Annotated in this window: 24 protein-coding genes and 1 other annotated feature; of the genes, 20 read left to right on the top strand and 4 right to left on the bottom strand. The window is 37.9% G+C overall.

The window, feature by feature from the left end:
- The first annotated feature begins 95 nt into the window (after nucleotides 1–95).
- The 5 genes from acsA (at nucleotide 96) to argD (ending at nucleotide 6322) form a co-directional block, all read left to right on the top strand.
- Nucleotides 96–1823 carry an acetate--CoA ligase gene (acsA, locus tag AC3II9_RS12230; RefSeq protein WP_489155804.1) on the top strand — a complete coding sequence of 576 codons (1728 nt, stop codon included), beginning with the start codon at nucleotides 96–98 and terminating at the stop codon, nucleotides 1821–1823.
- Nucleotides 1824–2189: 366 nt separating this feature from the next.
- Nucleotides 2190–3224 carry an N-acetyl-gamma-glutamyl-phosphate reductase gene (gene argC, locus AC3II9_RS12225; protein WP_489155802.1) on the top strand — a complete coding sequence of 345 codons (1035 nt, stop codon included), beginning with the start codon at nucleotides 2190–2192 and terminating at the stop codon, nucleotides 3222–3224.
- Nucleotides 3225–3234: 10 nt separating this feature from the next.
- Nucleotides 3235–4455, top strand: a complete 1221-nt coding sequence (gene argJ, locus AC3II9_RS12220) for a bifunctional glutamate N-acetyltransferase/amino-acid acetyltransferase ArgJ (protein WP_489155801.1) — start codon at nucleotides 3235–3237, stop codon at nucleotides 4453–4455.
- A complete protein-coding gene (gene argB / locus AC3II9_RS12215) occupies nucleotides 4418–5185 on the top strand; it encodes an acetylglutamate kinase (RefSeq protein WP_489155799.1) in 768 nt (255 codons plus the stop codon). Before argJ ends, argB begins: the two co-directional genes overlap by 38 nt.
- Nucleotides 5186–5194: 9 nt before the next feature.
- Nucleotides 5195–6322, top strand: coding sequence for an acetylornithine transaminase (gene argD / locus AC3II9_RS12210; protein ID WP_489155797.1), 1128 nt, complete (start codon nucleotides 5195–5197; stop codon nucleotides 6320–6322).
- Between the two features lie 84 nt (nucleotides 6323–6406).
- Here the strand turns inward: argD and AC3II9_RS12205 are convergent, their stop codons facing one another.
- The gene (locus AC3II9_RS12205) at nucleotides 6407–9418 is read right to left on the bottom strand and encodes a transglycosylase domain-containing protein (RefSeq protein WP_489155795.1); all 3012 of its coding nucleotides are present in this window, start codon (nucleotides 9416–9418) and stop codon (nucleotides 6407–6409) included.
- Nucleotides 9419–9519: 101 nt separating this feature from the next.
- Nucleotides 9520–9713: a binding site (T-box leader), on the top strand.
- A 107-nt stretch (nucleotides 9714–9820) separates the two neighbouring features.
- Between AC3II9_RS12205 and tyrS the strand changes: the two genes are divergently transcribed.
- The 10 genes from tyrS (at nucleotide 9821) to AC3II9_RS12155 (ending at nucleotide 16643) form a co-directional block, all read left to right on the top strand.
- Nucleotides 9821–11092 (top strand): tyrosine--tRNA ligase, encoded by a 1272-nt coding sequence (gene tyrS, locus AC3II9_RS12200; RefSeq protein WP_489155793.1) that lies wholly within the window; start codon nucleotides 9821–9823, stop codon nucleotides 11090–11092.
- Between the two features lie 764 nt (nucleotides 11093–11856).
- Nucleotides 11857–12483 carry a YIP1 family protein gene (locus tag AC3II9_RS12195; RefSeq protein WP_489155792.1) on the top strand — a complete coding sequence of 209 codons (627 nt, stop codon included), beginning with the start codon at nucleotides 11857–11859 and terminating at the stop codon, nucleotides 12481–12483.
- Nucleotides 12484–12607: 124 nt separating this feature from the next.
- Entirely contained in the window at nucleotides 12608–12754 is a 147-nt protein-coding gene (locus AC3II9_RS12190; protein ID WP_489155790.1) for a hypothetical protein, read from the top strand.
- Nucleotides 12755–13714: 960 nt separating this feature from the next.
- Entirely contained in the window at nucleotides 13715–14110 is a 396-nt protein-coding gene (locus AC3II9_RS12185) for a BclA C-terminal domain-containing protein (protein ID WP_489155906.1), read from the top strand.
- Between the two features lie 136 nt (nucleotides 14111–14246).
- Nucleotides 14247–14633 (top strand): hypothetical protein, encoded by a 387-nt coding sequence (locus tag AC3II9_RS12180; protein WP_489155788.1) that lies wholly within the window; start codon nucleotides 14247–14249, stop codon nucleotides 14631–14633.
- 11 nt (nucleotides 14634–14644) lie between these two features.
- Nucleotides 14645–14908 carry a holin gene (locus AC3II9_RS12175; protein ID WP_489155786.1) on the top strand — a complete coding sequence of 88 codons (264 nt, stop codon included), beginning with the start codon at nucleotides 14645–14647 and terminating at the stop codon, nucleotides 14906–14908.
- A gap of 220 nt (nucleotides 14909–15128) precedes the next feature.
- Nucleotides 15129–15314 (top strand): hypothetical protein, encoded by a 186-nt coding sequence (locus tag AC3II9_RS12170; RefSeq protein ID WP_489155784.1) that lies wholly within the window; start codon nucleotides 15129–15131, stop codon nucleotides 15312–15314.
- Between the two features lie 457 nt (nucleotides 15315–15771).
- On the top strand, nucleotides 15772–15993 hold the full coding sequence (locus tag AC3II9_RS12165; RefSeq protein ID WP_489155782.1) for a transcriptional regulator: 222 nt from the start codon (nucleotides 15772–15774) through the stop codon (nucleotides 15991–15993).
- 38 nt (nucleotides 15994–16031) lie between these two features.
- Entirely contained in the window at nucleotides 16032–16283 is a 252-nt protein-coding gene (locus AC3II9_RS12160; protein WP_489155904.1) for a YolD-like family protein, read from the top strand.
- 24 nt (nucleotides 16284–16307) lie between these two features.
- Entirely contained in the window at nucleotides 16308–16643 is a 336-nt protein-coding gene (locus tag AC3II9_RS12155; RefSeq protein WP_489155781.1) for a DUF1827 family protein, read from the top strand.
- Nucleotides 16644–16924: 281 nt separating this feature from the next.
- Here AC3II9_RS12155 and rpsD read toward each other — a convergent pair whose 3' ends face one another.
- Nucleotides 16925–17527 (bottom strand): 30S ribosomal protein S4, encoded by a 603-nt coding sequence (gene rpsD, locus AC3II9_RS12150; protein WP_391368763.1) that lies wholly within the window; start codon nucleotides 17525–17527, stop codon nucleotides 16925–16927.
- 603 nt (nucleotides 17528–18130) lie between these two features.
- Between rpsD and AC3II9_RS12145 the strand changes: the two genes are divergently transcribed.
- Nucleotides 18131–19816 (top strand): sensor domain-containing diguanylate cyclase, encoded by a 1686-nt coding sequence (locus tag AC3II9_RS12145; protein WP_489155779.1) that lies wholly within the window; start codon nucleotides 18131–18133, stop codon nucleotides 19814–19816.
- 132 nt (nucleotides 19817–19948) lie between these two features.
- Here the strand turns inward: AC3II9_RS12145 and AC3II9_RS12140 are convergent, their stop codons facing one another.
- A complete protein-coding gene (locus AC3II9_RS12140; RefSeq protein WP_489155777.1) occupies nucleotides 19949–20428 on the bottom strand; it encodes a GAF domain-containing protein in 480 nt (159 codons plus the stop codon).
- 16 nt (nucleotides 20429–20444) lie between these two features.
- Nucleotides 20445–21239: a histidinol-phosphatase HisJ gene (gene hisJ, locus AC3II9_RS12135; RefSeq protein WP_489155775.1), complete on the bottom strand. Its 795-nt coding sequence runs from the start codon at nucleotides 21237–21239 to the stop codon at nucleotides 20445–20447.
- Nucleotides 21240–21364: 125 nt separating this feature from the next.
- On the opposite strand from hisJ, the gene ezrA reads away from it, so the two are divergent.
- From ezrA to AC3II9_RS12115, 4 genes are all read left to right on the top strand, one after another.
- Nucleotides 21365–23071: a septation ring formation regulator EzrA gene (ezrA, locus tag AC3II9_RS12130; RefSeq protein ID WP_489155773.1), complete on the top strand. Its 1707-nt coding sequence runs from the start codon at nucleotides 21365–21367 to the stop codon at nucleotides 23069–23071.
- A gap of 162 nt (nucleotides 23072–23233) precedes the next feature.
- Nucleotides 23234–24382, top strand: coding sequence for a cysteine desulfurase family protein (locus tag AC3II9_RS12125; protein WP_489155771.1), 1149 nt, complete (start codon nucleotides 23234–23236; stop codon nucleotides 24380–24382).
- Nucleotides 24379–25587: a tRNA uracil 4-sulfurtransferase ThiI gene (gene thiI / locus AC3II9_RS12120; protein ID WP_489155769.1), complete on the top strand. Its 1209-nt coding sequence runs from the start codon at nucleotides 24379–24381 to the stop codon at nucleotides 25585–25587. The genes AC3II9_RS12125 and thiI overlap by 4 nt, the downstream gene beginning before the upstream one ends.
- A gap of 89 nt (nucleotides 25588–25676) precedes the next feature.
- Entirely contained in the window at nucleotides 25677–25877 is a 201-nt protein-coding gene (locus tag AC3II9_RS12115; RefSeq protein ID WP_391368783.1) for an alpha/beta-type small acid-soluble spore protein, read from the top strand.
- The last annotated feature ends 478 nt before the right edge of the window (nucleotides 25878–26355 follow it).

Here is a 26355-nt window from a genome sequence, read left to right as displayed (position 1 = left end):
AAATACTTAACAATCTAAAAATTTAAAATATTTTGCTAATTAATGTTTTAATATTGTAAAATATATATATGTTCTCGAAGAAAGGGGTAATTTTCATGGGGATGAAAATGTTAGAAAAACTAGCCGCAATTCCGGGGAATCATCGCCTAACGAGCTATGAGGAAACAGTAATAACACATGATTGGCAAGAAACGGAGAAGGCATTTAGCTGGTATGAAACGGGAAAGGTGAATATGGCCTATGAAGCCATTGATCGTCATACAGAAACATATCGCAAAAATAAAGTGGCACTTTATTACAATGATGGCGTACGCAAAGAAGCGTATTCATTTCATGACATGAAGTTATTCACAAATAAAGCAGCGAATGTGTTGAAAGAAGCGACGGATATGAAAAAAGGGGATCGGATGTTTATTTTCATGCCTCGTTCGCCTGAATTGTATTTCTCACTACTAGGGGCTTTAAAAATGGGTGTTATTGTGGGTCCATTATTTGAAGCATTTATGGAAGGGGCAGTATATGATCGCCTTTTGGATAGTGAAGCCGTTGCGCTAGTGACGACCCCAGCACTACTTTCACGAGTGCCGGTAGAAAAGCTACCACATTTAAAAACGATTTTTCTTGTAGGAGATCATATTGAAGAAACAGATAAAATCGTAGACTTTAATAAACGTATGCAATCTGCCTCCAATAAATTTAATATAGAGTGGGTTGACAAAGAAGACGGCATGGTTCTTCATTACACGTCTGGCTCAACGGGTGCACCAAAAGGCGTACTACATGTCCATTATGCAATGGTGCAACAATATCAAACAACTCAATGGGTACTAGATTTAAATGAGGATGATATTTACTGGTGTACGGCTGATCCAGGTTGGGTAACAGGTACAGCTTATGGCATTTTTGGTCCGTGGTTAAACGGTGCAACAAGCTTAATCTTAGGAGGTCGTTTCAGTCCACAAGCCTGGTATAGTGCGATTCAAGATTACGGTGTAACGGTTTGGTATAGTGCACCAACAGCGTTTCGTATGCTTGCAGGTGCGGGGCATAGTGTATTAGAGCGATATGATTTGTCATCACTACGTCACGTTTTATCGGTTGGGGAGCCGCTAAACCCAGAAGTAATCCGCTGGGGGGTAGAAGCGTTGGGGCACCGTATTCATGATACGTGGTGGATGACTGAAACGGGTGGACATATGATTTGTAACTATCCGAGTATGGACATTAAACCAGGGTCAATGGGGAAACCCGTACCGGGAGTTTATGCAACAATTGTCGATAATCAAGGGAATGAAGTACCACCGTTTACGATGGGGAATTTAGCGATTCGTAAAGGTTGGCCAAGTATGATGCGTCAAATTTGGAATAATCCTGAAAAGTATGATTCGTATTTTTTAAAAGGAGAATGGTATGTATCTGGTGATTCAGCCTATATGGATGATGACGGCTATTTCTGGTTCCAAGGACGTGTTGATGACGTCATTATGACAGCTGGTGAACGTATAGGTCCATTTGAGGTTGAAAGTAAATTATTAGAACATCCAGATATTGTAGAAGCGGGCGTTATCGGTAAGCCTGATCCGTTGCGGGGTGAAATCATTAAAGCATTCATAGCATTGCGTGAAGGTGTGGAGCCATCTGAACAATTAGAGGAAGATCTTAAAGAGTTTGTTAAACATGGACTTTCTGCACACGCAGCCCCGCGAGAAATCGAATTTAAAGATAAATTACCAAAAACACGTAGCGGTAAAATTATGCGCCGAGTCCTAAAAGCATGGGAACTGAACTTACCGACTGGCGATCTTTCAACGATGGAAGAGTAATTTCCTCGGTTGATAAAGGCTATAGGGATACACACGGAATAAAAAATAAAAAATTGTATAGTTATTAATTTTTATACACTTATATGCATACTATAATGATTATGTGAAAGGAGATATTTCGAAGGACTGTCGAAATATCTCCTTATTACATTGCTTAAATATTTAGTTGAACATGAAGAGGAATGTAAATCATATCGATAAGTTAATTCTGAATATTTTAAGATTATATAAAAATACAGTTGACTAAATATTTATACAGCACTATACTGTTTTTATCTTAATCGTTTAAACAAGGTTTATTGACAATATATAAAGGAAAGTATCATGTGTCATGAATGGTGTCTTTCCCATTATGAGGTGAAGGAAATGAAAGTTGGAATTATCGGTGCCACTGGTTATGGTGGTTTAGAGTTAATTCGTTTTTTATATAATCATAAAGAAGTAGAAAAGTTAACATTATTTACATCATCAGAGGAAGGGACGGTCTTTTCAGCGAAGTTTCCTCATTTAATCGATATTAACGATCAACCACTGCAAAAAATTGATTACGACGTATTAAGTGAGTTTGACGTGGTATTTGCAAGTACGCCTTCGGGAGTTTCAAGCAGCTTATTTCCTCCATTAATCGATAAAGGGCCGAAGTTAATCGACTTATCGGGTGATTTTCGTCTAAAAGATGTAGAAAGCTATAAGCAATGGTATAAAAAGGAGCCGGCACCGCAGGAAGCAATCGACGTAAGTATTTACGGTTTAACAGAATGGAACGAAGCGGCGATTAAAGAAGCGAAACTAATCGCAAATCCTGGCTGTTATCCGACGGCTGTTTTGTTATCACTTTTACCATTACTAAAAGAAAAGTTAATTGACCCAAGCTTTTTAGTCATTGATGCTAAGAGCGGTATTTCGGGTGCGGGGAACAAACCATCGCAAACGACTCATTTTAGCGAAGCGAACGAAGCATTTTCGATTTATAAAATAAATGAACATCAACATATTCCGGAAATTGAGCAGGCAATTAGTATGTTTGCTGGGGTAGAGACAAAAATTTCATTTAACACCCATTTAGTACCGATGACACGTGGGATTTTAGCGACGTCTTATGCACAAGTAATGCCAGGGGTGACACAAGCAGATTTAATGAATTGTTTACAAGAAACATATAAAAATCACCCATTTGTCCGTGTCATTGACCAAGCTGGATCAGTCGGCACAAATCGTGTAAAAGGTTCCAACTACTGTGATGTGTATGCCAAGTTAGATGAACGAACAGGCCGTGCAACCATTATCGGGGTGATTGATAATTTAGTCAAAGGTGCTGCTGGTCAGGCAATTCAAAATATGAATGTACAAATGAATTTACCGCAAACGACAGGCTTACAAGTCGTGCCGCTATTCATTTAAGGAGGATATTATGACAACGATTGAACTAAAGAAACTATCAAGTAGTAATGTTGTTTCACCGAAAGGGTTTACAGCTGCGGGAGTACATTGCGGTATTAAAAAAGGGAAAAAAGATTTGGCGATTTTAGTCAGTGAAGTGCCGGCATCTGTCGCAGGTGTATTTACGACAAATATCGTGCAAGCTGCACCGATAAAAGTAACAAAAGAAGTCGTGTACAATACCCAGAAAATGCAGGCGATCATTGTAAACTCAGGCAATGCCAATGCGTGTACAGGGAAGCAAGGGATTGCAGATGCGTATGAAATGCAAAGCTTAGCTGCGGCAAAGCTGGGCATCGAACCGTATTTAGTAGGGGTAGCATCAACGGGTGTAATCGGTGAAATTATGAATCTAGCGCCAGTGAAAAAAGGCGTTGACATGTTAGCACCAAATAATGATGTAGAGAGCGGCAACGAATTTGCACAAGCGATTTTAACAACGGATACAGTGATGAAAAATACAGCTTACGCAACGAACATTGATGGACAGGAAGTCATCGTATCAGGTACAGCGAAAGGTTCTGGGATGATTGAGCCGAATATGGCGACAATGCTAGGCTTTATTACGACAGATGCGAATATTGAATCAGCGGAATTACAAAAAGCCTTATCAGAAATTACAAACGTCACATTTAATGCGATTACAGTAGATGGTGATACATCAACAAATGATACAGTTGTGGTGATGGCAAACGGTTTAGCAGGCAACGAGCCACTATCACCCGCACATCCAGATTGGGAAAACTTCTATACAGCACTACGTTTAGTAGCAGAAGATTTAGCAAAAGCGATTGCACGTGACGGAGAAGGCGCAACGAAATTAATTGAAGTAGAGGTTGATGGTGCGATTTCAGATGAAGAAGCACGTAAAATTGCGAAAACAGTAGTCGGTTCACCACTTGTAAAAACAGCAGTATTTGGCTGTGATGCAAACTGGGGACGCATTATTGCTGCAGTTGGCTATAGTGGTGCAACGGTCGATCCCGAAAAAATTACAATTAAAATTGGCGGCGCGACAATGGTAGAAAAGGGCGAGCCAATCAAATTTTCTGAAGAAGAGTTAATCGAAATTTTAAAACAACAAGAAGTGAAAATTGACGTGTCGTTGGAAGTAGGAGAAGGACACGGCTTTGCATGGGGGTGTGATTTAACTTATGACTACGTTCAAATCAACGCAGCATACCGCTCGTAAAATGGTGATTAAGCTTGGGGGTAGTACGTTAGAAGGTCTAAATGAGGCCTTCTTTCGTAATTTCAAGGCATTGCAAGATGAGGGGTATCAGTTAATTATTACACATGGCGGTGGCCCGGCGATTAACCGGGAGCTAAAAAAAGCGAATATCGAATCGCATACGGTCAACGGTTTACGTGTGACAACGGCAGAAATGATTGACCTTGTCCAATCGACTTTAATTGGCAAAGTCAATCCAGCACTTGTGCATGAGCTGAACGCCGCGGGGATTACAGCGGTTGGATTAAACGGCTTTGACGGTACCCTTTTAGAGAGTACATATTTAGACAAAGAGACGTATGGTTTTGTTGGGGAAGTAACAAATGTGAATACAGCGCTTCTGGATGCACTAACAGCAGCGGGTATTGTACCAGTAGTCGCTTGTATCGGTACAACAACAGAAGGGCAGGCACTTAATATTAATGGCGATACAGTCGCAAGCGAAATCGCTTTAGCGGTGAAAGCAGAAAGTTTACTGCTCGTAACAGATGTTGCAGGTATTCGCATTTATGATGAGTATCAAAAGGAAGTAACGGAAGCAGACATTAATGGTTGGATTGAAGAAGGGCATATTTACGGTGGGATGATTCCAAAAGTACAAGGTGCTGTTGCTTGTCTACATGCAGGCATTCCATCTGTCCAAATTGTCAGTGATACATTAACAGGGACAACGATTAAAAATGAAGGGTAAGTGAAGAGAATGGGTGCATTATTTCAAAACTATGCAAGAAGACCGATTGCGATTGTTGAAGGCAAAGGAACAGAAGTGTTTGATACAAATGGTAAGCGCTATTTAGATTTTACGAGCGGTATCGCAGTATGTGCACTTGGTCATGCACATCCAGCAATTGTCAAAGCCATTCAGGAGCAAAGTGAAAAGCTATGGCATATTAGTAACTTATTCGAAAGTCCGGGGCAAGAAAAGCTAGCGGAAACACTTGTGAAGGATGTGCATTTATCACATGCTTTCTTTTGTAACAGTGGTGCTGAGGCAAATGAAGCGGCGATTAAATTAGCGCGTAAACATACAGGGAAACATAAAATCCTCGTATTCGAACAATCATTCCATGGTCGTACATTTGGTGCGATGAGTGCGACAGGTCAAGATAAAGTGCGCAATGGATTTGGTCCGTTAGTAAGTGAGTTCGTCACGTTACCATTCAATGATGTAGCAGCGTTAAAAGCAGCAGTCGATGGTGAAACAGCGGCAATTATGCTGGAAATAATTCAAGGTGAAGGCGGTGTAAACGCTGTAACAGAGGAGTTTGCAGCAGCGATTCATGAAATCCATCAATCGACAGACATTTTATTAATTGTAGATGAAGTACAAACAGGCATTGGGCGTACAGGGACACGTTTTGCATTTGAACAAACGGTATTAAAGCCCGATATCGTATCCATGGCAAAAGGTCTTGGGGGGGGCTTCCCAATCGGCGGTATTTTAGGTACAGCTGAATTATTTGATACATTTAGTGCAGGTACACATGGTACAACATTTGGTGGTAACCCACTCGGTGTAGCTGTTGCACAAACGGTACTTGACTATGTATTTAACGAGGCGTTTTTACAAAATGTACAAGAACAATCAGCGTATCTGATTGCAAAGCTACAAGAAGCATTGCCGCATGTAACGGTGAATGGCAAAGGGTTAATGTTAGGAATCGGTTGGGGTGAGGATGTAGCACCGTACGTAACTGCTTTAGATGAGGCAGGACTATTAACGGTTGCAGCAGGTCCAAAAGTCATTCGTTTACTCCCGCCGTTAACGGTTTCAAACGAAGAAATCGATGAAGCGGTAGCGATTTTAACATCCGTTTTAGCAAAATAAAAATCAAAAAGCGTTAGGCATATGATATTGCCTAACGCTTTTTTTACTAAGTAATGAAAAAGAAGTAGTATTTATAACTAAATTTTATAGCCCTTCATCGGATGGTGGAGGATTGGGTATTTCAGGTTCAGGGATATTGCCGTTTCCATTATCTCCATTTACATCCGAATCATTTGATTCATTGCCGTTATTATTATTTGGGTTATTGTTTTCTCCGTTGTTGTTTGGTTCGTTTCCAGATCCATTACCATTGTTCCCATTTTCACTGCCATTGCCGTTAGTAGAGGAACCGTTGTTATTTGGATCACTTGGTTCAACAGGTTCTGTTGGCTCTGGAGGTGCTATTGTAATTGGATTTGATGGAGCAGATTCACGACCCGTAATATCAACAGCAACGACTATATATGCGTGCCCATCAGGAACAGTAATACTCCGTCGCCCAGATCCGCTAATGGATGAAACGAGTGTCCTCGCTCCCCCTGTTACATTGTAAACACGATAACCGACAACATCATTTGATACTGATTTTGACCAGTTCATTGTGTTTCCTGCTAGTGAAGCAGCGACAGCTTCCGGTGCTGCACTATCCGCATTAAATGTGCTGCCACTTAGTGAGGATGTGCCCAATGATGAGTTGTTTGGTAATAATTTTGCCGGGTCCCCACCTAAGCGTCCGAGCATCCTTTTTGCGAAGGTTGGATTTAAACCCAAACCACTACGAGAAATAAATTCAGCTGGTGTTGAATTTAATGCTTGATAATACTTGCCGTCAATTTCAACAAGTGATGCCCCCGATCCAAAGCTGTCATCTATCCGTGATGGGATAAAGGCGTTGCGGTTAAATAAATCTGAGCGAACGAGCCCGGCATTTGAACACGCTGCAGAAGGTGCTAGCCCTGAAATACCACAGAATGAAGCATTTATTACATCTTTAGGACGTTGGAATCGCTCTTTTGTCCCTACGAGTTCACTATTGGTGTCATAAGCAGCATTCATTAAAGATGCCCATAACATATTGACGCGTGTACTTGGTTGGAAATATGTCGTGTTAAACGTATTGAGTGTACGTTGTTGATCGTATCCTAACCATACACCTAGCGTAATATTTGGATTATACCCAACTAGCCATACATCTTTATAATCTTGCGTTGTGCCTGTTTTTGCGGCAAAGTCACTTGAGAACTTTAACATGCTTCTTGCACGTGTCCCCGTACCGTACTCTAACACATCACGCATCATGTCTGTCACGATATATGATGTTTCTGGACTAAATACTTGAACGGCCTCTGCTTTATGTTCATATATCACATTGCCATCAAGGTCCACAATTTTGTCAATCATATAAGCATCGATAAACTGTCCGTTATTGGCAAATGTAGCAAATGCATTTGTATTTTCTTCGACGCTCGTTCCGACTGTTAAGCCACCGATTGCCGTTGAAAGGTTCACATAATCGCCATCTGTTAATTTACTAAAGCCCATCTTTTCTAAAAAAGTGGCAGGTTTACGATCTAAAATAGAGTCATATAAGCGTAGTGCTGTTAAGTTTTGAGAGTGAGCAAGAGCTTCACGTGCGGGCATAATTCCACGCTCTTCGCTTTCCAAATAGTTGGATGGACTATACCCAGGAATTGAGAATTTCACATCGACAACAGGACTCCCAGCTCCAATTACGCCGTATTCAATTGCCGGACCATAGGTAAGTAATGGTTTCATTGTTGAACCATTTGGACGAAAAGCTTGTGTCGCATGATTGAGCTCTTCCACTTCAAAGTCACGACCTCCAACGAAGCTAATGATACGGCCAGTGGCGTTTTCCATTAATACGCTACCTACTTGAACAGGCATTTGAATCTCGATTTCTTCGCCCTCTTCATTTGTTGTAGTAGCCGTATACGTATGACCATAGTATTTAAAGTTTTTGGCTGCTTCGTTCATTGCATCATACATATTTTTATCGATTGTTGAGTGGATGCGATAACCCGAAGAGCGGATATCACGGTCTGCTAGAATTGCATATTTCTCCATTAGATTTTCTTCTTCATCTAAACGCTCGGGATCAATGCCATCACGTTCCGCTAATATTTTGGCCATAATTTTTGTAGCACGACTTTCGATTTCTGCTGTAATCCAAGGATACAAGTCCGTTGCTCGAGGAACAGGTTCACGGAAGTCTTGTGTAATGTCATAGTTTATAGCTTCCTCGTATTCTGCTTCTGTAATATAGCCAGCTTCTTGCATACGGTAAAGAACCGTTTTCATCCGGTTAATCCCTGGTTGTAAACCTTCTTCCGATTTTAGTTCGCCAGTTTGCTTAAAAGGTGTGTACGCATAAGGTGATTGCGGAATCCCTGCAATATAAGCAGCTTGTGCTAAATTTAATGTAGATGCATCGACACCAAAAATCCCTTCAGCAGCAGTGGCAATCCCTGCGATATTGTTACCTGATGAATTACGACCATAAGGAATGATATTTAAGTAAGCTTCTAAAATTTCTTCCTTTGTCATAAAATGCTCAAGTCGCATGGCTAGTAAAATCTCTTTTGCTTTACGTTCATACGAGACTTCGTTTGTTAAAATTTGGTTTTTAATAAGTTGCTGTGTTAATGTTGATCCCCCAGTTTGTGTGGAAGAGTTTGTCACGTCTTGGAGTAAACCACGAATAACAGCTTTTGGGACAATTCCGTTATGTTCACGGAAATATTCATCCTCTGTGGCTAATACGGCATTCACGACAAGTGGTGAAACCGAAGCTAAAGATGTCTCACGACGTTCTAAATCTGTTCGAAGCTTCCCTATATAAATGTCATTTGCAAAATAAATTTCACTTGTTTCTTCATAGTTAAGGACTTGTTCACGCATTTCAGCTTGCGAACGGAGTGGTTCCTCTTTTACGAGAGACGCGAAGTAGCCAGCGCCGACAGATAGAGCAAAAATCCCTGCTGTGACTAGAAAGATAAACAAGAGTAAAGCTAAGTTCCAAAATACGTCTCCTGCAATTCGTAGGCGACGCCCTCTTGTAGAACTAGCAAAAGATTCGATTTGTTTATTTAACTTTATAATTCTTTCATATGCTTGTTGGATCCATTCTTTCACTCAATCGACCTCCTAAATCTTAATAATTATAGCATATTTCTAATTTTATCGTGCAACATATTGACAATTGTAAAAATTTGAGTAGAATATTCCTTATAGTTTTTCGAGCATTGAAAAGATTGCAGTAGTGCAGCACGTTCCCTGTATAGAGAGCTAGCGGTTGGTGGAAGCTAGTCATAACGGATGCATGAATTACGTTCTTGGAGCTTGAACGTGTACGTCGCGTTAAGACGATTGGAGTGGAAGAGAATTCTTCAAGCTGGGTGGTACCGCGTTATGTATAAACGTCCCTGCATGCGATTTTTGCATGCAGGGCTTTTTTATTATACGCATACACTAATTTTGCACTTTTTGTAATTATATCCCTTTAAGGGTGAATTAGACATTTTAGGAGGAAATACTATGGCAAACGAATTATTACAAGATTTACAATGGCGTGGGCTTCTATATCAACAAACAGATGCTGAAGGGATGGAAAAACTATTAAACGAAGAGAAAGTATCTTTATACGTAGGGGTAGATCCAACTGCTGATTCAATGCACATCGGTCATATCGTGCCACTGTTAACGCTTCGTCGCTTCCAACAAGCGGGGCATAAGCCGGTTTTATTAGTTGGTGGTGCAACAGGGATGGTAGGGGACCCATCTGGACGCTCTGAAGAACGCCAATTACAAACAACCGAGCAAATCGATCAAAACGTACAAGGCTTAAAGAAACAATTTGAGCGCTTATTTGATTTCAATGCGGCTACTGACAATGCAGCGAAGCTTGTAAACAACCATGACTGGATTGGCAAAATGAGCGTCATTGAATTTTTACGCGACTACGGAAAATTAGTTAACGTCAACTACATGCTAGCAAAAGATACAATTGCCTCACGTCTTGACTCAGGGATTTCGTTTACAGAATTCGCGTACACGATTATTCAGGGCATTGACTTCAACTACTTATACGACAACCATCAAGTACGTATTCAAGTAGGTGGCTCTGACCAGTGGGGCAACATTACAACAGGTCTTGAAGTCATCCGTAAAACACATGACGAAAACGCAAAAGCATTCGGTATTACGATTCCATTAGTGACAAAAGCAGATGGGACAAAATTCGGTAAAACAGCAGGCGGTGCCGTTTGGTTAGATGCAGAAAAAACATCTCCGTACGAGTTTTACCAGTTCTGGATTAACGCAGCAGATGCAGATGTAGTGAAATATTTAAAAATCTTCACATTCTTAACGCGCGAGGAAATTGAAGCGTTAGAAGTATCGGTACAAGAAGAACCGCATTTACGTAAAGCACAAAAAGCATTAGCTGAAGAAATGACAAAATTAATCCATGGGGAAGAAGGCTTAGCAGCGGCTGAACGCATTACAGCTGCATTATTCTCTGGTGATTTAAAAGCATTATCCGTAGATGAAATGAAAGTAGCTTTCTCAGGTGTGCCTTCAGTAGAAGTAGCGAAAGAAGATAAAAATATTGTAGATTTACTTGTAGAAGCTAGTATCTCGTCGTCAAAACGTCAAGCACGTGAAGATGTAACAAACGGTGCCATTTCTGTAAACGGAGAAAAAGTCCAAGATCTAGAATACGTAGTGGACACAAAAGACCGTTTAGAAGATGCCTTTACAATTATCCGTCGCGGTAAAAAGAAATACCATATGGTGAAGTTTAACTAATAATATTTCTTAATGGATCATGATTAAGGAGTGGAGGGGGCTGAAAGTTTTTACTTTTGAGCCCCCTTTTTTATTTTAAAAGGAAGATGATGATTTCAGCATATGCTATTTTACATATGCAGTTTTGATAGTAACAGTGGATTTTTTACGTTCATTTATTAAAATGAGTTATTTTTAACCCCTGATTGTGTGAATTGGCGAAATCGATATACAACTTAATTTTAAATAAGTGTCAAATCGGGACTATTTCCTTAAATGGCGCTTATCCTCAAATAAGTTGTATGTCAAAATCGACGACTAGAGGTTTTGATGATTTTACAGTGAGCGTATAATTTTTTTCTATTGAAAAAATGGAAGGAATCATTTGTTTTTTATGAAAATAGAGAGGTAGTTATCTATATATAATAAAGACTCCTATCAAGTATGTTGAATCACGATGAGTTTCTCGAAAAAAGGCTCAATTATTTTCGTTTTTTATCCCAAAATCCACTTTTTTCGTCCTCCACATAAGCATTCTTTTTGATAAATTCCTCTCTTTTTTATCACTGTAGCTATTCGTAGAGCCCTCTATTTCGAATGAAAACGTTCATTTTTTAGAGAAAATGCGAGGAAATGGGCCGATTCGTTAGCGAGGGGTTTGATCGTTACGGCGGGAGAGAAAGATGGACTTATACGGTTACGAATGAAAAGAAGTGCTATAAGTATCCCTTGTATAAAAATATGAGTATAATAGTTTTATACATAGTTTTAGGAGGATATATGTTTTGACTGCACAGCTGAACACACAAATGGATGACCGTGAACCGGTTTTATCAATAATGGTAAAGCCTCGCGAAACATTCCGATATACACTTGATCATAAAACCTTTTCTTATTCACTTTATGTAGGGGCAGTAGGGGGATTTGCAAGTGCTTTACTATCGTTATATAGTACGAAATATCCGTTTCCGTATAGCCTTGGCGAAGTCGTGTATTCGTCGTTTATTACGGGTATCTTATATTTTATGATTGCCAATTTAGTCATCGCTTTTATGCTTGCTCATATCGGGGCGGCATTCGGCGGGAAGGCTTCATTTAAAGCGATGTTTCAAACGATGTGCTTAACGGTTATTCCGTATATTTGGTTAATGCCTGTACTGTTATTTTGGATGCAGTACTCAAGACACACATTTTTCAATATTCCCCATGATGGACTAACAATGGGAGAAGCGATATGGTCGTATATAGGGAGCTTTATTATTTTAGTTGCAAGTATTTGGACACTCGTCTTATCGATTATTGGAATTTCTGAGATACACGGTTTTTCAAAATGGAAGGCCTTTTTCACACTGCTCATTGCTAGTATAGGTGCTGTTATGATCGTTGGGTTACTCGTTGTACTGATACTGTAGTAGGGTATTAATAATAAAAAGTTTATAAAGTAAATCGTAAAAGCCTGCATTTTTTGTAGGTTTTTTTCTATAAATTAAGTAGGGAAAGAGCGACGTAATTATGAAGAGGTGATATGGTAATTTAATGGGGGCGAAAATTAATATTAGTTTTGTCAAAAGTGATGTTAGCACTTTTTCGGTAAAATCTGAAAATCAAATTAAAGAGCTGGGTATGCAACTTGCGCAAGAAAAACTCTCTAATATTCAAAAGAAACCAACATTAAAGGTTTAGGTACTAATTAGTATAAGTAAAACTAGAAATGATACAGTTGAAAGGGAGGCTTCCTGATGAATTTTTGGAAGATGGTTTATAAATTAAATTAGGTAACAATTGAGCAGTTATGTGTAGTGATTATTATAGAGAGTAACCGATACGGTGAAATCACTGCCGATGAGTACAAAGAAATTACAAAGCAAGAATTTTAAACGCAACAGTAGCTAGTGTTATTTTATGATTTTTTGAGAGTTTCATCTGATATTCTGTTTTTGGGAGATAAGTTTTGAAGATCTAACGCTGACGGATCGCCGTGTGCGATGAAAGTCGCCTGCCCGGTGAAGGCTCGTTATAAAACTGAGAGATAGAGAAGGATAAGACGAGAATAGCACACTAACATTAACATCAGACCCAGTAAGTCCGCTGACTTCGAGCCAACTTGTATTCATTCTTTCACATGATAATGCAGATTGGAGAAGTAAAATAACATCAATAAAATGCCAAGAGAATAATAGCGGACATTGAATAGAAATACAAGATAGCTTTGATGTGTTACAACCAGGTAAAATTACTAGTTCTTATGTGTACGTAAGACCTGGAACATTTGAATTTTCAATAACTGCTACAGGTTATCCGAAAGTTAAATTTACGGTCGTCGTACCTGGTAAGTAATGTCCAATTATTTCAATATTTTTTAGAGAGCGTCCATTTGGGCGTTCTTTTCTTTTGTACATTCGTTTCATATTGTGCAATAACTTATTAATTAACTCAAGATCAGGTTGATGGCAAACGCAGCGTCAACTAAGGTTAAGAAAAGTTTACTATGTTTTACCTATTTCTGTGTTATTCTATTCCTTGGGGAAATAAGTTTTAAAGATCTATCGCTGACGGATCGCCGTGTGCGATGAAAGTCGCCTGCCCGGTGAAGGCTCGTTATAAAACCGAGAGATAGAGAAGGGATAAGACGAGAATAGCTCAATAGTATTAAATTCTGCAAGCAACACAACTGGTTCAATGATTTTGTTAATGCCACAGGGAACAAACATTCCATTACCTAATGATCAACAGTTAAATGATGTGATTATAAATGGCGCAAATGATACTTTCACAGTTCAACAATCAGGAACTTATGAACTTGAGTATCATGTTTATCTCACTCCATTAACAGCAATGTTTTCTAGATTGCTACACAATGGTAATTCACTTACTAATAGTGAGGTAAGTACAGCTACAGGTCATCTCACTAAAAAAGTCACAGTAAGTCTAACTGCAGGCGATACGTTAAGTTTGCAATTATACAACCAGGGTGGCTTGTTCACATTAGTTAGTGGAGATTCGTCTAAAGTTACAAAATTAAGTATTACAAAGCAATAAGTTTTTGAGGACATGTCATTGCGACGTGTCCTTTTTACTTTACCCTCCACTTCCGTGAAGGGCTTTTTATATTACAATAAGACCTAAGCAACGCATTGTACCGAGCGGTGCTATTTTTTATGTAGAGGTGAGGACATTGGAACAAGTCACAACAGTCGAACACCGCCTAGCGGACCATGAAAAACGCTTGCAACATCTTGAAAAGCAAGATGTCAAACAAGATAAACGTATTGAAAATATTGAGCAAAGTTTTACGAAATTAGAGAACACGATTCTCAAAGACAATCAGGAAACGCGTAATTTATTCAAAGAAGTAACAGATCGTCAGTGGCAACTTATAGAAAGCCGTGAAAAAGCAGAGGAAGCAAAAGAGATTCGCGAGCATGAATTAAACGCAGCAGAGAAAAAGGATGAATTGGAATTTAAGAAACAAAAATTCAACAGTAATATGGAACTGCTTATCAAATTACTAACTGCAGGTGGTTTAATTTACTTGCTCATTGAATCGTTATTAAAAGTATAGGAGGGTTTTAAATGGATTTAACAGTATTATTAGTTATCGCAACATCAATCGCCGTATTTATCGGTGCTGCTGTGGAAGTAGCCAAAACAACATTAAATATCACAAGTCGTTTCTTACCGATCACATCTGTTGTGGTCGGTATTTTAATTGGTGCAACATTGCATCCGTTCAGTGAATATCCAATTTACACGATGATGGTTGCAGGAGCAATTGCTGGATTATCTGCTAGCGGTGGTTTTGACTTTATCAAGTCTTTGCGAGGTGATAAACAATGAGCGTAACAACTACTTGGCGAGATTTATCCGAACTAAAATTAGTCGCACAAACAGCATGTCGTTTATTGTTTCAGGAGTGTGCTAAAGCTGGCATTAAAAATATATTTATCACCGAGACATATCGCAGTAAGCCCTCCACAGTCTTTGTATGATGTTGCTACACTTAATAAGGTTGGTGCCATTGCACGTAAACTTGGTATCGAATGGGGAGGAAATTACAGTGTCAAAAAATCAAAATTGGAATCCAGGATCAATTGCCATAAAAACTGAAACAGAGAACTTTATTGTGCAAGCTGTGAAGGACGGTATTATTCAGGAGTCACACTTAAAAGATTTACGAAATGAAGAAATGACAACAGACCGTTTACTCGGCCTATATATTACAGTGCAGCAACATCGTAAATAAGTATAAGCCCGTTACCTTAACTGGTAGCGCGCTTATACTTAAACTAAAATAGTACGTAAACCAAATACAGCTATTAAACTAACAATTAATATTAATCCTATTAATAATAACAATTTATCTTTTGTTTCTTGCTTAAATTTAAAAAAATATAAAATCACTACAACAGAAGTAATCGTGATCATACAAAATAAAATTATTAACACATTTATTAATACCATATAAATTGCCCCCCTCATATCAAACAAAGAAAAGCACCTCGCAAAAAGTCGTCACAAAGACGACTTTTTGCGAGGTGCTTCCTCGTCAAAATATATTTAGTTAAATAATAACTTAAAAAATAAATAATGTAAATTCATTTATTGTAATATTTACGATAATTTCGTTTTTGTATTCACAAATAAGAATTAATGTTCTAATTTTGATACAAACAAACGTTCTTTTTGGGAGGTGTGGAATAATGAAAGAACAATTAATAAAGGTAATGCAAAGAGGACAAACAGCAAATATGATGTACCTGGCTAAGGACGGAAAAATCACAAAGCGTCGTGTAAAAATGATTAAAATAGCTGGTGATACATTTCAAGCATACTGTTTTACAAGACAGGAAAAACGGACTTTTATTATCAGTAATGTTCTTGCCATTGCTCCGGTTATTCAAAGAGAACGGAACATTATATAGGAAGGGTAGATGAAAGTGACAGCTAAAAAAGAAATTGCATCAAAAACAAAGAATCGAAGCATCCAACTCGTGATGAGTTTGAATTAGAGGAACTTGCTGCTGCATTGACTGAAGCAGTGGAAGAAAAGCAGTACAAAGTTTTCACTATCTATAAAAAAGAAGAACCCTTAAAAGGCATAGTCACAAAAATGGATGCTAACACCAAGTTGATACATATACAAAACCAGTGGGGCGATGTGCATAAAGTTCATTTCTTAGATATTTTAAGTGTTAAAAATATTGAATATTAAAATTATAAAAGGAGTGTTTAAACAGTGCTAGTTAATCATAAAAATTCCCTTTCAAATCAACGGACATTTCGAGATATAACAAATAAAAGTGCAGATGTAGTTGAAATCACGAATGGTTCATTATCCGAAGCTGTAGTCACAAAAGTATACGAACGTAAAGGGACCAGTGTTATACACACGAAAAATGATAAATCAAATCATGCGAGTATTTCGAATGCTCAGCGTCAAATTCATGAGTGGGAAATTTCCTATGTAATAGAACGTATATTAAAAGCAAATAATGAAAAAGTAATCATGTTTGTTAGTGGTAGTGGTGTTATTCATTTATACACTGAAGAGGGTAGTGCGCTTATAAATTAAAAAGTTTGATTAAAAAAGATACTAAGACGGTATTAAAAAAGTCACTCATTATCGAGTGACTTTTTTAGGTTAATTTACCTGTATTTAAAGAATATTACATACACCTGTCCGTATGTTTTTAATCAATTTAAAGTTATAATTACCCTCTCCCAGTGCTCCCCCAAAACCCCAGTAAAAAATCATGAATTTCCGAAAGTTAAAATATACAAAAAAACCCCGCAAACACTTGATTTAACAAGGTTGCGGGGTTTAAGAAACCGAAGTAATCTAACGTTAAAAAATTAACGAGAGTAGTACTCAACGATTAATTGTTCGCTGATTTCAGCTGATAATTCAGAGCGCTCTGGAAGACGTACGAAAGTACCTTCTTTTTTGTCAGCGTCGAATGTTAAGTATTCTGGTACGAAGTTGTTTACTTCGATAGCTTCGTTAACAGCAACAAGGTTTTGAGATTTTTCACGTAGAGAAATCGTTTGACCTGGTTTTACTGAGAATGAAGGGATGTCAACGCGTTTGCCATCTACTAAGATGTGACCGTGGTTAACTAATTGACGAGCTGCACGACGAGTGCGAGCTAAACCTAAACGGTAAACTAAGTTGTCAAGGCGAGTTTCAAGAAGGATCATGAAGTTTTCACCGTGTAGACCTTGTAATTTACCAGCTTTGTTGTAAAGGTTTTTGAATTGACGCTCAGTCATACCGTACATATGACGTAATTTTTGCTTTTCAGTTAATTGTAGACCATACTCAGATTTTTTACCACGAGCGTTTGGACCGTGTTGACCTGGTGCGTATGGGCGTTTTTCTAATTCTTTACCTGTGCCGCTTAAAGAAATACCAAGACGGCGAGAGATTTTCCAAGATGGACCTGTATAACGAGACATATTAAGTCTCCTCCTTTAAATTTGGTTTTTTTGTTGTAAAACAAAAACCAGTTATACCCCGTACTTAGTTGGATTTTATTTTCACGTAATTTCGCTTGAGCAGCCGATCAAGTTACTTTTACACCTCTATTTAAAAGAGGAATAAAATACAGAATAAGTTTGTATAACTGCTGCGTTCATTTTACACAAAGGAAATTGTATCTTTTTTTTTATGAAGAGTCAAGAAAGAAGTATAGATAAACGACTGGTAAAAATTTAAAAATACAACCATAAACGATGGATTACACTTTATATTTCCATAGATGTAGGCTTAAATAGAAAAAAAACCATAAATTTCAATAGTCAAATAGACATAATCCGTGTATACTAAGTTATAAGATAATACTATTGATTCGTTAAGTTGAAAGAAAAGGTGATTTCATGAATGAACATCAACAGATTATAACGAATATTAAATCAGATATATTGAGTCTTTATGTTAATTCAATAAATGAAAATGATACATTAGATAGGTTTTTTGAATCGTTATTAATAGTACTAAAGAAACATATGGGTTTTCATCATAGTTGCGTTTTAGTCTACGAAACAGACGTGCTAAAACCGTTGAAAACTGAATCATCGAAAGTAATGGATATTCCATGGGCACTTTTTGATACCTACTTTGCCTCAGAAAAAGTTGTAAATATCCCTGATTTGTTAAGTGAGCAAGAACCGTATAACCAAATGACACACATGATGCTATTGCAAGTGGAACAAAAGCCGCCTAGTGGAATTTTATTGTTTAAAGTTTCAGAACAGTGGCAACTATTTTCAGAAAAGAAAATAGCTGAAGACTTAGTCGATACACTTTCGAGAGTAACATCCGTTGTGAAAGAAACACAAAATATCCGTTTAAATGAAAATCAATACCGTAAGCTATACAATATGACGGATCTTTTTCATTCCACAATGGATATTGATTTAATCTTACAAAATGTCCTAGCTACAATTAGAGAAAACTTTCCGGATTTAGTCGTTGAGTTAATTTTATCTAATGATCAAGATCGTCAAACAACGATCCATATTAAGCCATTCGATTATTTATCAGAACGCCCTTCAACAATTGAAGCTTTTGTTTCCGGAGATATTACAACGGAACTAGCCGAGGACTTAAACTGTCGATTACTCAATGCACCCATTAAAGGTAGACAAGCTATTTATGGGATTCTACAAGTAAGTGCACCAACAACGTATGAGTTTTCAAAGGTACAAAAAGAGTTTATTGGCATGCTCGCACAAGCTTCTGGGAACGCCTTAGAAAATGCGAAGCTTTACCATCAATCACACCGATTGATTAGTGATTTACAACTGATTAATGAAACATCTCACCGTTTAAATATGAAGTTAGATATTAATGAAATGCTCTTGTTTTTACAAAAGCAATTGATAAAGTCATTCCAGCCGATGGAGATTTGCTTCGTATTCAAGAATGGAGATCGTTATGAATTAACGGAAGCGAGTACCGGGTTATTTAAATCATCACAAGGGCATGTATATATTGACTATGTAGAAAAACATTTTGATAGTACACATGATCCGCTGTTTATTGCTGATTTTAGTCGATTAATCGCTGAAGATGTGAAGTATAAATCGGTTATGGCGATTCCGATGATTGTGGAAGAGCGTATTAATGGTTTTAGTATTGTGTTACATCGAGATCCGTATTTCTTCTCTTTCGATAGTTTCAAACTGATGCAATCGCTTATTCATCATTCATCTTTAGCGATTGCGAATTCTCTTTTACGAGACGAACTGCAAAATATGGTCGACCGCGATCACTTAACAAAGCTCTTTGCACGTAGTTACTTAGATGATTATGTAGAAAAATCATTAGTAAGCGATGAGTCGGGTATGTTTATGCTAATTGATATTGATAATTTTAAGCGTGTAAATGATACGTATGGGCATCAAATTGGCGATGAGGTACTCATTCAAATTGGCACACAATTGCGCAAAACAATTGGTAAACGGGGCATTTGTGCTCGTTGGGGCGGTGAAGAGCTGTCTGTTTATATCCCAAATATTTTAGATGATGAAGCGCTAAAAATTGCCGAACAAATTGTAGCTGTTATCCCGCAAATCACAACACCGGTTGTAACTATTTCAGCCGGTTTAGTGACATGGCATCAAACAGCACGTCCAGAGTTTCAATCGGTATTTTTACATGCAGATACGGCGTTATATAATGCGAAACATAATGGCAAAAACCAAGTCCGTATGTTTCATGATTCCATGCAGTTGCAACCTTAAGCAAGGTTATTACAAATCATGGATTTTAGCTAAACTTTTATACAAAGCAAAACACCAGGATGTTAGAAATAACATGCTGGTGTTTTTTTGCGAAAAAAGGTATGGATATTTTTTATAATATAATGATCTCCGCTAAATATGCTTCATTAAAACATCGACAAATTGTTCTAGCCCTACTTGGTCTTCTTTCGAGAAGCGGTTTTTAAGTGGGCTATCGATATCTAGTACACCGATGACTTCATTTTCTTTTATTAATGGAATAACGATTTCTGAATTAGATGCTGCATCACAGGCAATATGACCAGGGAATGCATGCACATCTGCAACAATAACTGTTTCTTTTTGTGCAACAGCTGTACCGCATACACCGCGACCTACAGGGATACGTACACATGCAGGTAACCCTTGGAATGGTCCGAGTACTAGTTCATCCTCTTTCATGAGATAAAAGCCAATCCAGTTAATATCTGATAAGAATACGTTTAACAAAGCAGATGCATTGCTTAAATTAGCAATTTGATCACATTCACCTGTTAAGAGTGCATCGAGTTGTTTGGCTAATGTATTGTATTGTGCTTGAATTGAGCCTTCGTAATTAATTGTTGTAAACATAAAATCCTCCATTGTATTAATCTTTAAAAATTATATCATAGTGCTGATGCAAATCTTTGACGGTATGTGCATCTGAACCAAAAACGTAACGAAGGTTAATTTCCTTCGCGTATTCGATTAAATGATAAGGTGGGTAAGGTTCACGACATAACGGTTTGCTTAGCCCCGCACTATTCAAATCGAGTTCGTAATTGGATTCTTTCATAAGATGAAAAATTGCTTTCACTTGTGCATCATCATCGATTTGTTGCTGGTGTGCATGCTGAAATTTATGAATTAATGTTGGATGACCAATTCGTTTTGGCTTATATGGACCTAAATCCGCCGTAATGGATGCCCGAACGGTTTCGTAGTATAAACCATACAGTTGCTGGATGCCACCGACTTTTTCAGCAAATTGTAAATACACTTCATCCGAGAAGTCAATACAGCAATATTCATTTTCATATTGTAGAAAATGGACAGAAAGAATAGCATCATCTAATTGTGGACCGATTTTATTCAGAAAGGCCGTTGTTTCTTTTTCGTATCCTCTAATATAATCCACTTCTAATCCGATATTAATATGTATCTTGTTTTTATAATGTGATTTTAAGTCATTTAGTTGCGATAAATAGCTCTGAAGATGATTCGCGTCCATCCCACTGTTTTGATCTGGTGTTGGGTCATTAAAAGATGATGGAAGAGGCGCATGCTCTGTAAAGGTAATCTCGGTAAACTGATGCTGAATCGCTTTTTCAATATAATGTTCAAATAAATCAGGTGAGCCATGTGGACAAAAAGGTGTATGAATATGTCCATCTTTTTTCATATGTGATACCTCCTGTTGAATTAGCCTACTTAACTTTGTAATTATTTAAAACAAAAAAACTAAAAACATGGTATTATTATAGATACATTAGCCAATTCAGATATTTTTGGAATAGGGGGCTTACAATGATAAAGTATATCATCATTGTTGCAGTCGTACTATTAGCATTATTAGCAGTAGGTCTATTTTATAGACGAAAACATAATGTGATTATAGCACGGCTAGAGAAGGAAAAGCTGGAAGTTCAGCATTATCCAATTTACGAAGAGTTGACAAAAGTAAAAGTATTAAATATGAACGGTCAAACAGAGGAACTCTTTGAAAACTGGCGCAATGCATGGGTAGAAGTAACAGATGTCCATGTTATAAAAATTGACGCTTTATTGTTTGATGCAGAGGAATACATAGATCGATTCAAATTTAAAAAAGCAACTGAAATTGAAAAAGCAATTGAAGAGAAAATTGCAGAATGCGAAAAAACACGTCTTAAAATTTTAGCTGAATTGGAAGAGTTAATCGGTAGTGAAGAAAAAAATCGAATTGAAATGGAGCAGTTGAAAGAATATCATCGCTCCGCTCGTAAAACAGTTTTAGCCCACCAACATTCATTTGGTTCCGCACTTGAACAGTTGGAAAAGCGTTTAGAGCAATTTAGTCCTAAATTTGACGAGTTCGACATTTTAACAGCGGAAGGGAATTACTTGCAAGCACGTGAAATTGTCCTTTTACTTAATACAGAGGCGCAAGAGATTTTTGAATTGCTCAGCGATATCCCGTCGCTATTATCCGAAGTTCAAACGAAAATTCCAACGGCCATTCACGAATTACGGATGGGTCAACAAGAGATGGAAGAACAAAATTATTATTTACGTCATTTAGAACTGACCGAATATTTAGATCGTGTTGAAAAGGAATTAGAAGAGTTAAAGAAAATGATCGCGGATTTAGATATTGGAAAAGTGAAGCCACGTATTGATGAAATAAATGGAGAAATTGATCATTTTTATGACTTACTTGAAAAAGAAGTCATCGCGAAGAAATATGTCGATCATCATTGCTCGCCACTTCGCGATACATTGCAAAATTTAATGGTTATAACACGTGAAGTGAGTGATGAGGCAACATATGTACAACATAGCTATCGTTTGCCTGAAAAAGATGCAGAAACTCCGCGTAATTGCTTAAAGCAATTAGAAGTGTTACATAGACGTTATGAACTGTTAGCTATGCGTGTAACAGAAGAAAAATCTGCTTATTCTAGCTTAAAAGAAGAGTTAGAAGAGATTAGCGAAGAGCTTGCACGTGTGAATGAGGAGCAAGAAAACTTCTCCCTCCGTTTGAAAAACTTACGTGTTGATGAAAATACGGCACGTACACAGCTTGAAGCATTAAGTAAATTACTGCAAGAAACAGAACGCATGCTAGGAAAGGCAAATATACCTGGTATTCCAGAAGAAATGGATGTGCGCCTAGAAGAAGCGGAAGAACAGTTGTTTATTGTGATGCAAAGCTTACAAGAAACACCGCTTAATATGGAGCAAATTAACAGCAACTTAAATAATGCGAAAAGATGTATTGAGGAAGTAAGGGCCAAAGCGGAAGAAATGATTGAAAATGTCATGTACATCGAACGGATTATTCAGTATGGCAATCGTTATCGTGCGTCCAACCCGCAAATGCATATGCAATTACGAGAAGCTGAAGACGCATTTCATCAATGCCGTTATATAAAGGCGCTTGAAGATGCAGCTGCCGCCGTTGAATCCGCAGAACCAGGTGCCCTTAAAAGGGTTCAAGAGCTGATGCAGGAAGAAATGGCTTTAAAATCATAAACATAAAGGTTACATCCTTGAATGATTAGCGTTATAATAAAATACGTTGCAAAAAACCACCGCACATTTTGTGTAGGTGGTTTTGTTTGGAACATAGGAAAGTTATAAGCAACTTTGAGAGATACGTTTCGAATAAATGCTATATAAAGAAAGGCGAGCAGTATGATTTACTTAGATAATAGCGCAACAACAAAGCCGCATCCAGATATATTAAAGACATTTGTGCAAGTGAATGAGCAGTATTATGCAAATCCTGCCTCTATTCATGAAGCCGGTGTCACAGCAAATACGTTGTTAATGCGTGCCAGAGAACAAGTGGCACAGCTTTTAAATACCGAAGCTAAAGAAATTATCTTTACAGCAGGGGGGACGGAAGCGAATAATATGGCGATTTTCGGCATTGCTCGTGTAAGCATGCATAAAGGAAAGCATATTATCACAACTCAAATAGAACATCCTTCTGTATTAGAAGCGGTAAAACGCTTGGAAGAAGAAGGATTTGAAGTAGATTATTTACGTGTAGATGCAAATGGTGTGATTTCGTTAAATGAACTGCGTGAGAAAGTACGGAAAGATACCATTTTAGTAAGCATTATGCACGTAAATAACGAGATGGGTGCGATTCAACCAATTGAACAAGCAGCAACCATTATTCACGAAAACAGTCGTGCTATGTTTCATGTTGATGCAGTACAAAGCTTTGGGAAATTGCCAGTAGCATTTAACGGAGAAGCGGGTCCAGATATTGTATCCATTTCAGGTCATAAAATTCATGCGCTGAAAGGGTCAGGTGTTATTGCTTTACGTAAATCGTTTAAAATAGCTCCTTATATCGTAGGCGGTGGTCAAGAATTTGGACTTCGTAGTGGTACAGTAGCTGTTCCACAAGCAGTAGCTTTTGCGAAAGCAGCGCGCTTAGCAGTGGAAAGTATGGACAACACATATCAAAAATATGCCGCATGGCAGCAAGACATTTACACATTCCTAAAAGGCTTTGATCATGACATTTATTTATTGTCAACGAAGCAAAGTGCCCCTTATATCACATCATTTAGCGTACGTGGATTAAAAGGGGAAATTTTAATTAATGCATTGCAAAAACAAGGTGTGATTGTCTCTACATCGAGTGCTTGTTCATCTAAGCAAACGAAAACAAGTCATGTTGTAGAAGCACTTAATATCGATCCAGCGTTCAAAAAAGGTGTATTACGGATTAGTTTTGGTATGCAAACAACAGAGGCTGATATCACCGCATTTAAACAAGCATTTGCTAAAGTGATGAAGCAATTAAAAGGAGATTTAGTCAAATGATTTGGAAAGAAATTTTAATTCGTTATGGTGAGCTTTCAACGAAAGGGCGTAACAAAAACGATTTTATTAATCGCCTACGCGAAAATATTCGTTATTCATTTCATGATATCATGCCATTAAAAATTCGTGCTGAGCGTGATCGTATGTTCATTGAAATCGAAAATGAAGGAAAAATGAATGTATTAATGCAACGTCTGCCAGAAGTGTTCGGTATTCAGTCATTTAGTCCGGTTGCTTCCTGTGACAAAGATATGGAGCAAATGAAAGCTTTAGCCATTCAAATTATGGAACTTTACAAAGAGGAAGAGATTACATTTAAAGTAGAAGTGCGCCGGACAGATAAAAATTTCCCACTAGATTCACATGGGATTCAACGTGAAATTGGCGGTACGGTTCTTCGTAATTATCAAAACTTATCGGTCAACGTGAAAAAGCCGGATGTAGAGCTACGTATTGAAGTACGTCTAGATGCAGTGTATATGATGGCACAAGTGATTCCAGGTGCAGGTGGTATGCCTGTTGGTTCAAATGGTAAGTCATTGCTGATGTTATCTGGTGGCATCGATAGTCCTGTAGCTGGTTATTTAATGATGAAGCGCGGCGTTCGGTTAGAAGCGATTCATTTTTATAGCCCACCTTATACAAGTCAACATTCATTGCAAAAAGTAAAAGATTTAGCAAATGAATTAACGAAATTTGGCGCAAAAATTCGTTTACACATTATTCCGTTTACAGAGTTGCAAGTTTTAATTAAAGAACGTGTACCTGAAAATGTAACGATGACAACAACACGTCGTATGATGTTACGTATTGCGGACAAAGTGCGAGAAGAGATTGGGGCATTAGCGATTGTGACAGGTGAATCGTTAGGACAAGTAGCATCGCAAACATTAGAAAGCTTAACAGCTATTAATGATGTGACATCAACGCCCATTTTACGTCCGTTAATCGCTAACGATAAATTAGATATTATTGATATTGCAGAACGAATCGGTACGTATGAGACATCCATTCAACCGTATGAAGATTGCTGTACAATTTTTACACCAGCAAGTCCGAAAACAAAGCCGAAATTAGAAAAGGTAATGCACTACGAAAGCTTTACGGAATTTGATGAGTATATTGAGCGTGCAGTACGTAATCGTGAAGTACACATGTTACCTGAACAGAAGCGTCAAGAAGACCAATTTGCTGACTTTCTATAATTCCTTTTTGAAGAATAATTTACCTCTAAAAAAATGTGTATGAAAAATATCTTCCTGAGCATTCTAATTGCACAAGGAGGTGAAACACGATGACAAACAACAATCGTAGTTCAAACAAACTTAGCGTACCAGGTGCGCAACAAGCATTAGACCAAATGAAATATGAAATTGCACAAGAGTTTGGCGTACAATTAGGAGCAGACGCTTCTGCACGTGCAAACGGTTCAGTTGGTGGCGAGATTACAAAACGTCTTGTCCAAATGGCTGAGCAACAATTAAAAGGTCAATAAAATAACAAAGGGGAAAGGCATCTCGTGTTAACGAGATGTCTTTTTCCTTTTAGTATGTACCGTAGAAAAAGATATTACTCATAATGAGCAAATTTATAAACATATATTACCAGTTGAGTAACCGTTGATTTCCGCTCCATTCGGCTCGCTTTCCACGGACATGGCTTCAGCCTCCTCGTCGCTCGTACCTCGCTCCTGCGGGGTCTTCAGCTCATGCTATTCCCGTAGGAGTCTCGCCGATTCCGCTGCAATCAACTAGCAAGTCATTTTTGATCACGTTTTGCTAAAAAACGCGCTTCTATAAAGGGAATATTTTGTTAATCAACACACCTGGCTAAAAATAAAGAAAGATTCTCATGCATGACGGTAGAGGCTGGGTAATTACACTGCAAATAGAAAGAAAATGATTTCTTTTATATAGTCGGTTTTTAAAATTTAGAGTTAAAAAAGTAGGCTAATTTAACGAAGGTAGCGCATT

The organism is Lysinibacillus sp. RU7 (assembly GCF_057837305.1).
Note: the sequence above shows the minus strand (reverse complement) of the source record. Positions and strands in the feature narration are given on the sequence as shown.